General features: G+C 45.5%; 11 protein-coding genes. 6 read left to right on the forward strand and 5 right to left on the reverse strand.

Annotation, left to right across the window (positions count from 1 at the left end; genetic code table 11):
* Both Q0307_RS14660 and Q0307_RS14665 read right to left on the reverse strand, forming a co-directional pair.
* On the reverse strand, positions 1–1,739 hold a 1,739-nt coding region (locus Q0307_RS14660; RefSeq protein ID WP_298661557.1), incomplete at its 3' end, for a hypothetical protein.
* A gap of 40 nt (positions 1,740–1,779) precedes the next feature.
* A complete protein-coding gene (locus Q0307_RS14665; RefSeq protein WP_298661558.1) occupies positions 1,780–2,586 on the reverse strand; it encodes a TatD family hydrolase in 807 nt (268 codons plus the stop codon).
* A 321-nt stretch (positions 2,587–2,907) separates the two neighbouring features.
* Here Q0307_RS14665 and Q0307_RS14670 point away from each other — a divergent pair, with 321 nt between their 5' ends.
* The 4 genes from Q0307_RS14670 (at position 2,908) to Q0307_RS14685 (ending at position 5,416) form a co-directional block, all read left to right on the forward strand.
* Positions 2,908–3,528: a LysE/ArgO family amino acid transporter gene (locus tag Q0307_RS14670; protein WP_298661559.1), complete on the forward strand. Its 621-nt coding sequence runs from the start codon at positions 2,908–2,910 to the stop codon at positions 3,526–3,528.
* Between the two features lie 149 nt (positions 3,529–3,677).
* On the forward strand, positions 3,678–4,304 hold the full coding sequence (locus Q0307_RS14675; protein ID WP_298661560.1) for a DUF599 family protein: 627 nt from the start codon (positions 3,678–3,680) through the stop codon (positions 4,302–4,304).
* Positions 4,305–4,616: 312 nt separating this feature from the next.
* Positions 4,617–4,979 carry a hypothetical protein gene (locus tag Q0307_RS14680; RefSeq protein ID WP_298661561.1) on the forward strand — a complete coding sequence of 121 codons (363 nt, stop codon included), beginning with the start codon at positions 4,617–4,619 and terminating at the stop codon, positions 4,977–4,979.
* Positions 4,980–5,095: 116 nt separating this feature from the next.
* A complete protein-coding gene (locus Q0307_RS14685; protein WP_298661562.1) occupies positions 5,096–5,416 on the forward strand; it encodes a hypothetical protein in 321 nt (106 codons plus the stop codon).
* A 13-nt stretch (positions 5,417–5,429) separates the two neighbouring features.
* On the opposite strand, the gene Q0307_RS14690 is transcribed toward Q0307_RS14685, so the two are convergent.
* The 3 genes from Q0307_RS14690 to Q0307_RS14700 all read right to left on the reverse strand — a co-directional run bounded on the left by Q0307_RS14690 (position 5,430) and on the right by Q0307_RS14700 (position 7,351).
* On the reverse strand, positions 5,430–6,197 hold the full coding sequence (locus tag Q0307_RS14690) for a DNA-binding domain-containing protein (protein WP_298661563.1): 768 nt from the start codon (positions 6,195–6,197) through the stop codon (positions 5,430–5,432).
* Positions 6,184–7,008, reverse strand: coding sequence for a DUF692 domain-containing protein (locus tag Q0307_RS14695; RefSeq protein ID WP_298661564.1), 825 nt, complete (start codon positions 7,006–7,008; stop codon positions 6,184–6,186). The genes Q0307_RS14690 and Q0307_RS14695 overlap by 14 nt, the downstream gene beginning before the upstream one ends.
* An 85-nt stretch (positions 7,009–7,093) precedes the next feature.
* Positions 7,094–7,351, reverse strand: coding sequence for a DUF2282 domain-containing protein (locus tag Q0307_RS14700; protein WP_298661565.1), 258 nt, complete (start codon positions 7,349–7,351; stop codon positions 7,094–7,096).
* A 459-nt stretch (positions 7,352–7,810) separates the two neighbouring features.
* On the opposite strand from Q0307_RS14700, the gene Q0307_RS14705 reads away from it, so the two are divergent.
* Both Q0307_RS14705 and Q0307_RS14710 read left to right on the forward strand, forming a co-directional pair.
* Complete coding sequence (locus Q0307_RS14705) at positions 7,811–10,504, forward strand: DUF5979 domain-containing protein (RefSeq protein WP_298661566.1); 2,694 nt, start codon at positions 7,811–7,813, stop codon at positions 10,502–10,504.
* Positions 10,505–10,610: 106 nt separating this feature from the next.
* Positions 10,611–12,590 carry a lysyl oxidase family protein gene (locus Q0307_RS14710; RefSeq protein WP_298661567.1) on the forward strand — a complete coding sequence of 660 codons (1,980 nt, stop codon included), beginning with the start codon at positions 10,611–10,613 and terminating at the stop codon, positions 12,588–12,590.
* Positions 12,591–12,617: the final 27 nt, after the last annotated feature.

The following is a 12,617-nucleotide window of genomic DNA, read 5'->3' on the forward strand; positions in this document are numbered from 1 at the left end:
TCATTGGCGAATTCATTAATCAGATGTTTTTCAACTCTTCTGGTGCATGACCCAAGATTTCTAAACATTTCATGCTCTAAAGTAGTTAAGCCTAGCAAATTACTTAGTTTTCTATTTGCTCCCATCATATATGCAGCAAGCTTTTGAGCTTGGCTACTTTCATGCAAAAAACTTAAGCGGCGGGTAAAAGAAAGTGCCACTCTTTCACTAGCTCGCACGATAAGTCGCTCATAGAAAAATTCTGCAGGTAAAGGCTCTAGCATCTGTTTAGCTAAGGTATTAGCAATAGCATGGGGTAATAATGCTCGCCATTGACCACGCTGTTGCAACAGTCCACGTCGTTTTAACTCTACTAAATACCTTGAAAAGGTCTGTATACTAACTTCAGCAAAGTTAGCTAATAATGCTAACTCTCCATCTTCTGCAAAGTTTTCTCCGTCAAATGAATACAACAAACTTGCTACTTGAGCACATTTTAGTAGCTCATCATTTTCTTGGTGCTTCTGATGAAAAAGGCGCGTGAATAAGGCTACATCACGCAATTGTGCAAGCTCACCACCACGTTCAGCGGTATCCGCAACTGCCAAAGCAACACGTGCGTTACCATCAGAAAACTCGACTATCCGATCTACATCAGTTACAGATAAAAGCCCGTAACACTTTTTAAGTAGTTTTTTAATAACATCTGGCGAGGCACTTTCTAAGCGATAACAACTAGTGCTTTCTGGAATGTCATCACGAATATCATATTCAATTGTGATTAGCCTCAATCGATTGCTTTGACGCTCAATGATATTGGTAAGGCTTGCATGTGTGTCTGAGCCGCAATTGTCAACAATGACCACTAAGTCAGCATTTTGGGCTTGCAAACTTTCCAGCATTTGTTGAGGTGTTGGGTTTGGCTCATCTGCTAGGTCTGTATAGATTACATTTTCTGGGGTTGGATATGCATATTCAGGGCAAACCTTAGCATCAAACAAGGCTTGTACTAGACGCGTTTTGCCTACACCCGATAAGCCAACTAAACGAATGGAGCTAGGTTGCTTTAGTTCTCCGCGCAACTGAGCAATAGCATGGGTTATATCAAAGCAATTAGTATTCGAATACGGTGTAAAAACTCTTGCCTTGTTATCAATGAAATATTCAGAAGTACTATCCTCTTCACGATAAGCCCAAGCGCCGTAAGGTTTCCACGCTTTAAATGGCTTGCAAATTTTATCTCTTAACCAAGTAGCGATAGAGGGATGATTCTCAACCCAATCAGCAATGCGGCGCGAGTCATAAAAATCCACCAATATATGTTGTTCAAGATTATGCTTTTTGAGACATTCACGCATTGTCTCAATGCGCTTCTGTAAAAGCTTATCAGTTATATAGTCTTTCGTGGATACTATGATGTAAGCACCATTCACCGCTCTGAGTTCAGCAATAATCTCCCGAATTTTTCCCTTTGGCTCCATTTCTTCATAAATCTTGGCTGGTCTGTAATTCTCAGCCTTAACTTGAAAAATAGTATTTTCTGCTTTGATAAAACCTTTTTTGAAAATTAATTCAGAATTAGCAAGTCGTATGTCGACCCCACCATCAGTGGCTGTATGTTCGCCACCCCATGTTACATGGACTTCAGATATACTTTGACTACGTAATTCTGCACGACATAATCTAGCTATAAGATTTTCTGCATCTCTACTGCTAAGTTCTTGAATAAATGAATGATCAATATCGAATATGATTGTCATAGCTAGCCCATGAGGAATTACTAGCTATTTTACCAGAATTTTAAGAATGCTCCCAAAACACCCGCAAACTATTCCCCCAAACTTGCGGTAATAAAGCTTCCACCGCTAAGCCTTTTACCCGCGCCACTTGTTCAGCAATAAATGGTAAGTATTTCGGTTCATTCTTCTGTCCGCGATAGGGTACTGGGGTTAAATAGGGTGCATCGGTTTCAAGCAGAATCTGCTCAACGGGTGTTAGGCTAATAATTTCGCGCACATTCTCAGCCGGTTTGAAGGTGCTAATCCCATTAAAGCCTAAACAGAAACCCTCCGTTAAACAGTATTCAGCGAGTACTTGGCTAGAGGTGAAACTATGAATCACACCGCGTTGTTTCATTAATCCAACAAAATTTTGCAGAATAGCTTGGGTGTCTTCGTCGGCTTCACGGGTGTGAATCACTACAGGCAGATTCAAATCAATGGCGATTTGCAATTGGCTTTCAAATACTTGGCGTTGCACCGCACGGTCAGAGTGCTCATAGTAGTAATCCAGACCAATTTCGCCAATCGCAAGCATTTTCGGGTGTTGGGCATTGGTGCGAATTTGTACGTCGACAGCGGGTGAGTATTCTTTCGCATCGTGCGGGTGAATCCCTTGAGTACCCCAAACTTGTTCGTGGCTTTGGGCGAGTTGCATGACTTTTTCGAGGTTGTCGGGTGACACGCCAATAGTAATAATTCGTTCAATATTCACCGCTTTGGCTGACTCCAACGCAGCTTGCAAAGCCTCACTTTCGAGGTAATCTAGGTGGCAGTGGGTTTCGATAATCGGGTGATGAAACACGGGGATTGCAGGTTTTTTCGACATTTCAATAGGTTCATTCGCGTAACATGACGCAGCGTATTGTAAAGCTTCAGGCTGAGATGGCAAATAAACGCCTTGGGATGAGCTTAGTTAATTTCTGTGTGACAATGAATTATTTGCCTAATTGGAATGAGGGTGCAATTTGGAGGAATCGACGTTAAACCAAGCTCCATGCCTAACTCAGGCTACCGCACGAAGCTTTCTGAAGAAAATATGAGGTACTGTGCTAAAGCCGTCACCCGCTAACGCAAAAAAGGTTTGAATTTACTTAATTTAATTCAGCTTGCATAGTAGGTGCAGTGAATTCAGCGACGGATTAGAGTCATGGTAACAGCAGTATTAAAAGGCTTTGGCATGGGTGCGGGTTTGATTGTGGCAATTGGCGCACAAAATGCCTTTGTGTTGAGTAGTGCTCTACGCAATCAGCATGTATTTATCGTCGCTGCCTTATGCATCTTAATTGATGCCGGTTTGATTGTGGCCGGTGTATGGGGTTTGGGTGCTTTGATTCAACAATTCCCCGCCTTATTACAAGTCGCTACTTGGGGCGGTGCGCTATTCTTATTGGTGTATGGATTTTTGGCCTTCCAACGTGCTGTGCATCCAAGTCGATTGAATGCGAATAGTCATACAGCACCCACCTTACAGGCAGCCGTTCTCACCACTTTAGCTTTGAGCTTACTGAACCCACATGTTTATTTGGACACAGTAATTTTACTTGGCAGTATTGGTGGGCAACTCCCCAAACCACAACCTACTTGGTTCGCACTAGGTGCAGTGTTAGCGTCTTTAACTTGGTTTAGTTTATTGGCTTGGGGGGGTAGACGCTTAGCGCCTTGGTTTGCGAATCCGCATAGTTGGCGTGTGCTAGATCTGATGGTAGGGGTAACGATGTGGGCGATTGCTTTGAGCTTAGTTATTAGTGGGATGAGTAATATTGCATAAATTTTTTGTTTGGGAAGCTTAAGTTTAAAGTTGGCTTCGCTTTACAATCATTAGAGGGTTCAATCAAAAAATTAATGAAGGCTAGCACGTGCACTTAACCAATTTAGAATGGATTTCTTTGCTGTGGTTTTTAGGCAGTTGGATTGGGTATGGACGCTATTCAGGCTGGACGCTATTCAGGCTTGAAATCCACGCATGGGCAGCGCTTGCAGGATGCTTTGCAGATTTATATTCGGCGCTGGATTGCACAAGTCGGGGAGCGTGACAATCGTATTGTTGATACCTCCATCATTGCCAATATTGAACGTAATGCTACTTTTATGGCTTCGAGTAGTTTGTTGATTATTGCTGGTTTAGTGACAGCAATTGGCTCGACTGAAAAATCCTTGTCGTTGTTTACCCAATTGCCTTTTGTGCGCTTTGATCCGCAAACTTGGGAGGTCGGTTTGATTTGTCTGACTCTCGCTTTTGCGTATGCTTTTTTTACCTTCACTTGGTGTATTCGGCAATGGACTTTTGCTTCAATCCTGATTGGCAGTGTGCCGAATGCAAATCAGCCGCATGATGAGTCCTTAGAGCAATCTTTAGGGCAGGTGATTAGCTTGGCGGTTTATCATTTTAATATGGGGCTGCGGGCTTATTATTTCAGTGTCGCTTTGCTGACTTGGTTTATTCATCCGCTGATATTTATGCTCGCCACCACTTGGATTGTGTTGGTGCTCTATCGGCGTGAATTTCATTCCAGAACTTTAAAAGCGCTAGCCTCGGGTTTGTGAGATTGGCATTGCGGCGAATCGTGAGCACTTGACCCGTATATTGGCTATATGAATGTCACAGAAATGGCAAAGAAAGCTGAGATACATGTCAAGGCTTTGGAGCGTAACTGTGGAAGCTTAACGCCTAAAAACGGTTTCTGACCTACTGGAATCCAACGAAGAACGCAGCAATCTTTGGTGAAGCCTAGGGCATAGTGTGTTTAGTATAGAGCTTTTAAATCCTACACAAATTCTAAAAGATCTTGCCTAATCAATTTTTTGGTACTAGATTGGAATCGGAAAGATCTTCTTTCACTGATGCGAGGCAGTATCATGAAGTTTCAATATCTAGCTCCTTGGGCAGCGTTTGCTTGTCTATTATTCTCCTCTCCCATTTCTTATGCTGCGCCTTTACCGTATGGCGAAGTGACCTGCAAATCTGGTTATGTGTGGCGCGAGGCACATGCTACCGATTATGTGTGTGTGACTCCGGCGGTACGTGCTCAAACTAAAGCCGATAACCAACAAGCGAATAATCGTCGCAGCCCCACAGGTGGGCCTTATGGGCGCGATACCTGTAAATCAGGTTATGTGTGGCGTGATGCTTTTCCCGGTGATCATGTATGTGTAGTGCCAGAAACACGTTCGCAAGCTGCTGATGATAATGCACATGCGGAAGAGCGTTTTGTACGCTGACTTTAGTAATCTGCTACCCGTTAGCGGGAACTGATTTCAATATTCAATTAATCTATGCTTCTATCAAGCATTGGCAGCCAAGTAATTAAGCTTGGCTGCTAGTTTTAGGAGCTAGTATGTCTAAAGTTTTAAGTTTAAGCCTATTTGCGGCGATCATTATGTTTGCGCAGGCAGCGCAAGCGATTGTCAGACCGATGACACCTGCTGAAAGTCAATGTGCTATTAAAGTCGATGAGCAACTCAAACAGCGTTATGGCGAAGCAGCACATTTACAATTTTCCCAATTCAAAGAGCAAACTCATCATAAGGTCTTCGGTAGCGGTCAACTCGTTAATGAAACTAAGACTTTGGGGCAATTGAGCTTCACCTGCTTAATGGATCCACAAACTGAAACTGTTAAACGCATCATCTTGCGTAAACTGATTAAGCCAGCGTAGTCAGCTAAATTGGCTAGTCAGTCGTGAAACTATAAATCCAGCCTTCTTGCATGGCTACACTAAATAGCCAAGGGAGTTGCTCAGCGAATTGCTCAGCAAGTTCACTCATCGTCGCTTGCTGCTGAAGGGTATTCAGAAAAGCCCAATCATCAGCGCTCAACGTGGTTTGATGTAAGCGGCGTTGCTCACGGAAAATTAGGACTTGTTGTGCTTCTTGTAAATCAATCTCTTCAAGGCGAGGTTTGTCGGGATACTCTTCTTGGTGAGCTAGCCAGATGGAGTGAATGGGGGTAGAAGAGCTAATTAGATGTGCTGAAGCGGGCAATTGAAAGCGTAGTTCTGCTTGTTGGGCTGCGCTCAACCCTTCTAATTGCGCAAAGTCACTAGCGACTTGATTGACCGTATGCCAAGCGGCATGTCTGGCCCATTCAAGCTTAGCCACCTCCACGATCCAGAGCATATCTTGTAGTGCGGGATGCTCGGCTAAATAGGTAACAAAGCCCGCACCATAATCGGCTAAAAACGGGCTAGTGGGTGGTGCTTGATCCATGAAGCTATGCGCAGTGCGGCCAAAAAACTCAGTGCCTACTAAGTCTAAACAAACCGGATAGAGCGACTCTAAATAATCGAGCAGAATGCCATGCGTGCTGTTCCGATAAATCCCCACGCGCTGTTCGCTGCTGAGGCTACCTTGTGCTTTGACTAGTTTTGCGGCTTCTGCTAATTGATCACGTTGGAAAAGAGCGCTAATCAAGCTCTGTTGGAGTTCAAGCAAAGGCATGAATATGTGCCTCCGTAGCTTTGTGGGCTTCTGCTAACAGCTCTTCTAAGCTTGGAATATTGTTATCCCATTCAATCAACGTTGGTAGTGCACCAAAGCGTTGTAGGGCTAACTTATATAAACCCCACACGGGGTCACTTACTGGATGCCCATGCGTATCTAATAAGTGGGTGCCTTTATCTTCGTAACCGGCTAAGTGAAATTGCTGTACATGCTCAATCGAAATTGAGTCTAGGTAACGACAAGGATCGAAATCATGGTTAAACGCACTCACATAAATATTGTTCACATCCAGCAGAATCTTACAGTCTGCCTCTTCAGCTACTGCAGTAATAAACTCCCATTCAGTCAGTGTTGACAGCTGGTATTGCAAATAACTGGAGACATTTTCAATTACTAAGCGGCGTTCTAAACGATCTTGCGCTTCGCGAATACGTTGCACTACATGTTTAATCGTTTCTTCAGTATAAGGCAGAGGCAATAAATCATGTGACACCCAACCATGTGCCGAAGTCCAACATAAATGATCAGAAATCCAAGCGGGATTGAGTTGATCGGCTAGTTTTTTTAAGCGCAGAAAATACTCACTATTGAATGGATCAGTTGCCCCGAGGGACATACCCACACCATGCATCGTCACAGGATAGTGCTGCGCAATTTCGATCGCATAATCCTGTTGGACGCTACCGGGGATTAGATAATTATCGGAAAGGATTTCTAGCCAAGGGATCGGTGGCTTTTCAGCAAGAATTTGGTCGATATGCTGAAAGCGTAAACCAATGCCACAACCAAGAATGGGGTTGGGAGTCATAGCACTTTGGGTAAATTAAATAAGGAAGTATGCAGAAAAAAAGCGAGATAAGCACCGATTACTTATCTCGCAACATGGAGAAACTTTATTCTTTAACTACGGTACCACCAGCGATTTTCTCGCAAGTGCCTTTAGGTAAAGTGATCCACTCTGCTGGATCGCTATCCTTAGCTGCTTTACCGGCACAAGAGTGGCCATTTGCACCACAATCATTCATACCTGCTTTAACGATGCCTGCACATTTTTCAGTTTCTGGCTTTTGATCTTCAGCGGTAGCCACACTTAGAGCGGCACTTAAGCCAATAGCCATTAAAGTAGCAGTGATGATTTGTTTGTTTTGCATGGTGTGTTGTCCTCATTAGGTTAGATAACTAAAAAATTCAAATCCCAAGAAGGTTGAGAGCTTCTTACTAAGCTTTACGTTTACTTTATCTTTTTAGATGCACTGAACATGATTTAACCAGCATTTATCTATAAGTAAGCTTTGCTTAGGTATAATGAAGTGCGCTAAAAAATAACACAAGGCTGTGCTGAAGGGGAGTACAGCTCATCTAGTTGAATGACATAATGGTATTAAGGAATGGGTACTAGCGGGCAAGTGGGGCTACTGATATTGCTGTAGATAATGATTTAGGGAGGCTATAGTTCATAGTAAAAAATTTACTATTCTTTGCTCCTCCGTAACGTTTATACCGCCTATTCCACCTAAAAAATTGTTAGATCTATACAAGACAACACGTTGCTCGATTCAAGTGGCCTGAGCTAGATGTGCATGTAATAAATTATAAACGGTAGATAAGCAATGACTAAAACTAAAAAACGAATGTCTTGTTTGGGTGTTTGGTACTTAGGGGGGGGCTTACTTCTTTTTGCCTACCAAGCAAGGGGGGAGGATTGCTCCGCGCTTGGCGGCATCGTTAATACTTATGCACCTGTAGGCAATATAGCCGGTAGCGTAGTAACGATCGGAGCAACCAGTGGTGCAGCGGCAACCTTTGCGGTGGGGGATCATGTCGTTTTGCTGCAAATGACTGGTATTCCACCTGTACAAACGGGTAGCAACATGGGCAAGTATGAGTTACGTACCGTTACTGCGGTAAGCGGTAGTAGCATCACTCTGTCTTCCATTACCAACACTTACTCTTTTAGTACTGAGAAAGTGCAATTGGTGCGTGCGCCGAATTGTACAACTGGCACAGTGAGTGCGGCCGTCACGGCCAAAGCGTGGGACGGCATCACAGGGGGTGTGGTTGCTCTTAAAGGTGGCACACTAACCCTCAATGCCGATATTGATGCTACAGGTTCAGGTTTTTCTCAAGCTAACCCACCTACCACTACCGTAACCACAAGCCTGAGTACAGGACAAGGCAGTACAGATGGTAGAGGCGGGAATGCTCATGCCACGTTTGGGGGATTTGGAGGGGGAGGCATGGGTGGCGGTGGTGGGACTGGAGATAGCACCACAGGAAGAGGAGGTGCCAATGGTGGGAGCGTCTACACCACAGCAAATGGGTACAATCAAGTCGCTCCTTGGACACCCGGACACTATACGGCTGGTGTGGGAGGGGGCGGTGGCATCTTTGGTGGTGGTGGTGGTGGTGGTGGCGGTGCCTATGTCAATAGAAGTGGTGGTGGCGGCGGTGGTGGCGTCAATGGTGGAGGAAGTGGTGGAAGTGCTGTAATTTCTGGTTTTACTGCGGCAGGTGGAGCTGGTGGTGGCGAGGGAGGAAGTGGAAAAGATGGGAGCTATGTCTTAACCCCAGCTGACGGCGACATAGGCGGTGGTGGCGGCGGCGGCGGTGTTAAAGGGATTGGAAATGGTGTCAATGCTGCTTGTAGTGACAGTTGTGGCGGCAGTGGTGGTGGTGGATATGGCGGTGGCGGTGGGGCTGCTTCTGGATGGTCGGGCGGCGACGACAGCTACGGCGGTGGCGGCGGCGGGTCGTGGGCTGGGGGCGGTGTGTCAGGTAAAGGAGGATCTAACTATCCGCAAACGGCTGGTGCTGGAAACAACCCCGTTTCTATTCCGATCACTAATATCAATCATTACCTGAATACCACACAACCACGTTTGATGATGGGGGGCGCTGGTGGCAATGCTCGTTGCCAAACAGAAGGTTTGGGCGGGGGTATAATCATACTAGAATTTGCTAGTGTTGCAGGTAACAATTTTGGAATAAAAGCTAACGGCGAATCAAAAGGTCTTCCACCTAATTGTGTGACTTCAAATCTCAATTTTGGTACTGGTGGCGCAGGTGGGGGAGCTGGTGGACAAATGTCTCTTAATATCCAAAATTTTAGCTCTGCTACACTCTTAGAGGCTAAGGGCGGTAAAGGTGGAGACGCTAATAATGCGGCAACAGCTCACGGTGGGGTGAGTGGTGCAGGTGGGGGCGGCGGCGGTATTTGGGTCTATGGCAGCAGTACTTCTACTAATACAGGGGGGCAAACGGTAACTATTGCCAATACCAACCTCAATAGTGCTGGCGCTATAGCTGGAGGACTGGCAGGAGCAGATACCAATAACCCCAAAAACAGTCTGCGCACTGGCACTGGCGGCGCTGGTGGGAATGGCTTCATTGTGATGAGTTCAGATCCCCCTGCTTGGCCAGCTTGCACGCCACCAAGTAGCATAACAGCCTCTGCCATAGAGGCTACGTGTAGTGGTGATACGGCTAATGCAGATGGGATGCTTACTTTAAGTGGTGCTTTTACAGGATTACGCTATCAGTATAGCACAAGCGCTATGTTTACCCCCCCGGGTACACCTGCAGCTATCACTGCCATTCCATTAGATGGCAAAGTGGCTACGACACTCCCAAATCCAACAGGCACAACAGAAACTTATACCGTGCGCATTTATGATGCGATAGGCGATACTTGTTATACCGATGTAAATGCTACCTTAAATCAAGTAAAGTGTGTGCTGCCCACAGGTTCTCTAAGTGTTCAAAAGTTAGTATCAGGTGCACCCAGTGGCTTTGTAAGTCCAAACTTCTCGTTGGTAGTAGATTGCTCGGACAATAGTTTTGATCAGACTTTAACCTTAGCCAATGGTGCAAGCCAAACGATTGCTAATATTCCCGTGGGCACGACTTGCACCGTGAGCGAACCCAACCAACCTGCTGCACCCACTGGATATAAATACACAGCAGCGGTCGTCAACCCGAGTGGAGCACAAACCATCACTGCTGGGGCTACGGCCAGCGTGAGCGTGACCAATCCTTTAAATCCCTTAGAAGTAGATATTGCTTTAAGTAAAACGGTGGATAAGACCACTGTTCACTGGGGAGCTACGGTGACCTACACTTTGACCGCTACCAATTATGGTGCTGATCCTGCTAGTGGGGTAGTGGTTACTGACAAACTACCTAGTAGTTTGAGCTATGTCTCACACAGTGGGGGTAGTTATGATCCAGTCATTGGCGAATGGGTGATTGGCTCGTTAGGAGTCGGGGAAACTAAAACCCTAACTCTGACCGCGACAGTGCAATAAGACCCTCTTCCCGCTGCTTCGCGTAGTGGGAAGCGCTGCTTTTAAAGCTTGCATAGCTGGAAAGTTGGCTTAATAATCCAGCGTTTTTAAGCTTCAAGAGCCAGTCATGCTTAGCAATTTTTGGCTACTGATCAGTCTCTCTCTAATCTTATTAGGGGGAGGCAATTTCAGTTTTGCAGCGGAATCACCGGCTTATCGGATTGATTTTAAAATTGATCCACCAGTAATTGAACGCAAAACCGATCAGTATGCCTTGGTAACGGGTAAGGTGTTGAATAATGCAGATGCTAGCCCTAGTGGACTAAGCTATACCATCGAACTCAAGATTGAGGGAGGCCCTGCTCAACAGTCAAGCTTCAGTTTGCCACCTAAAGCAGCACGTGGTCTGAGCCGTTTTGCCAATAACTTAGAGCCACAAATCGGTATCGATGGTGGGACAAGCGCTTTAATGCTAAGAGTTTTAGGTAAAGTTGGGCAGGGAAATGACAGTGAAGGGCGGGGCTTAGAGTTTTATCGCGACCCCTCAAGTTCGATGCTCGTGCGCTTACGGGTTGGCGAGGGAGATCGTTATAGCCTGCACAATCTACGTTACACCCTGACCGGTATCGATGCTGTCCTTGGTGGGGATTGTCCGCTGGCTAATAAACCTGAACCCAATAACCCTTTATGCGGAAGCTCCTTTATTGATCGTGTGGTTGTGCTTAGTAGTGGTGGGCGCAATGCTTACACCTTAGTTGACCCTCTACAGACCGGTGTCGTCGCTGACACCCTTACTGCGCAATTGAACGATACCGATAACAGCGGTCGCCCTGACTACAGTGAAGATCGTCGAGTCACTGCAGAGAGTGCGCGTGGTAATGTAACAGTTTTTCATCCTACCGAACTTGGCAGTCAGCTCGAGTTTCGTTTCCTCGATGCGGGTAAAGGTATCGACGGTGATCCCGATGGACTGCATGATTTTGATGCCCCTGAACAAGCGATAGGTTTAGCATCGGGCATTACCTTTGATTTAATCAAAAAGCCGAACCTCATCAGCTCTGTTTCAGACCCTAAACTAGCCAGCATTCAAGGCTTAATATTTGCTGATGCCAATGCTAATGGGGTACAAGATAAGGGGGAGCAGGGCATAGAAGGGGTAGTGATAGCTGTCTATGAGCCAGACGGAATAACTGAAGCGCTTAACAAAACCTTCAGCAATTCTAAAGGACAGTATCAACTGAAGAATCTCCAACCCAATCAAACCTATCGACTCGAAGCACAGGTAAAACTACCTGCCTTAGTTGGAGAAGGCAATCTGACCCCTTTACGCCTTATTCGCAACTTGACTCCCACAGCAGCGAGTCTTAGTCAACTAGACTTTGCAGTTTGGCCGTTTGAACTCAAATTCTTAGCTCGTTCAGATGCCTTATTGTTACCTGATTTGCAACCATTATTGAGTTATCCAGTACCAGCTTATCTGCCAGAGGCGGCTCGCCAAGACATCTTGCGTAGTTATCCGGGAATGGAGCAATGGTATGTCGATACCAAAACCCGACCTGGGCGAGTATTCATTCGTTTTGGTACTTTAGCCTTGAATCTTGGTCAAGGGCCTTTGCATGTATTGGGGGCAGGGTCAGTGGATAAACCTGAAGTTTATCAGCGTATTTATACACGCAATGGAGCCTATATACAGCAGAAAGTTGGTTCATTAGAACAACATCCTAGTCATGATCATGTGCATATTGCGGCTTTTGAGCGTTATAGCGTCCGAGATTTTAAAACTAAAACCGTGCTAGCCAGTGCTGACAAAGTGAGCTTCTGCCTGACCGATGTATTATGGTCAATTCGGCCCGAACTGACACAGACTGCCCCCATCGCAACAGTGCCGTTAGGTTGGAGTTGTGGTGCCTATGAGCAAAGCATTAATGTGGGTTTTAGCGATTACTATGGCCCCGCGATTCCTGACCAGCTAATTGATGTAACCGACCTACCCGATGGTAGTTATTGGCTAACTGTTGAGGTTAACCCTACCAAGAAATTACGTGAAAGTAATTTTGAAAATAATAGAGTGGATTTAAAAATTGACTTTGATAACCCCCTGAAATGATGTGCCACCTAAAGCTATGCTCACACT

The organism is uncultured Thiothrix sp. (assembly GCF_937873765.1).
In the GTDB taxonomy this organism is placed as follows: Bacteria; Pseudomonadota; Gammaproteobacteria; order Thiotrichales; family Thiotrichaceae; genus Thiolinea.

Coding starts and splice junctions, on each gene's coding strand:
- Q0307_RS14695 (WP_298661564.1), bottom strand. CDS start 7,008: ATGACTCCCAACCCCATTCTTGGTTGTGGCATTGGTTTACGCTTTCAG.
- Q0307_RS14710 (WP_298661567.1), top strand. CDS start 10,611: ATGCTTAGCAATTTTTGGCTACTGATCAGTCTCTCTCTAATCTTATTA.
- Q0307_RS14680 (WP_298661561.1), top strand. CDS start 4,617: ATGAAGTTTCAATATCTAGCTCCTTGGGCAGCGTTTGCTTGTCTATTA.
- Q0307_RS14690 (WP_298661563.1), bottom strand. CDS start 6,197: ATGCCTTTGCTTGAACTCCAACAGAGCTTGATTAGCGCTCTTTTCCAA.
- Q0307_RS14705 (WP_298661566.1), top strand. CDS start 7,811: ATGACTAAAACTAAAAAACGAATGTCTTGTTTGGGTGTTTGGTACTTA.
- Q0307_RS14670 (WP_298661559.1), top strand. CDS start 2,908: ATGGTAACAGCAGTATTAAAAGGCTTTGGCATGGGTGCGGGTTTGATT.
- Q0307_RS14675 (WP_298661560.1), top strand. CDS start 3,678: ATGGACGCTATTCAGGCTGGACGCTATTCAGGCTTGAAATCCACGCAT.
- Q0307_RS14700 (WP_298661565.1), bottom strand. CDS start 7,351: ATGCAAAACAAACAAATCATCACTGCTACTTTAATGGCTATTGGCTTA.
- Q0307_RS14665 (WP_298661558.1), bottom strand. CDS start 2,586: ATGTCGAAAAAACCTGCAATCCCCGTGTTTCATCACCCGATTATCGAA.
- Q0307_RS14685 (WP_298661562.1), top strand. CDS start 5,096: ATGTCTAAAGTTTTAAGTTTAAGCCTATTTGCGGCGATCATTATGTTT.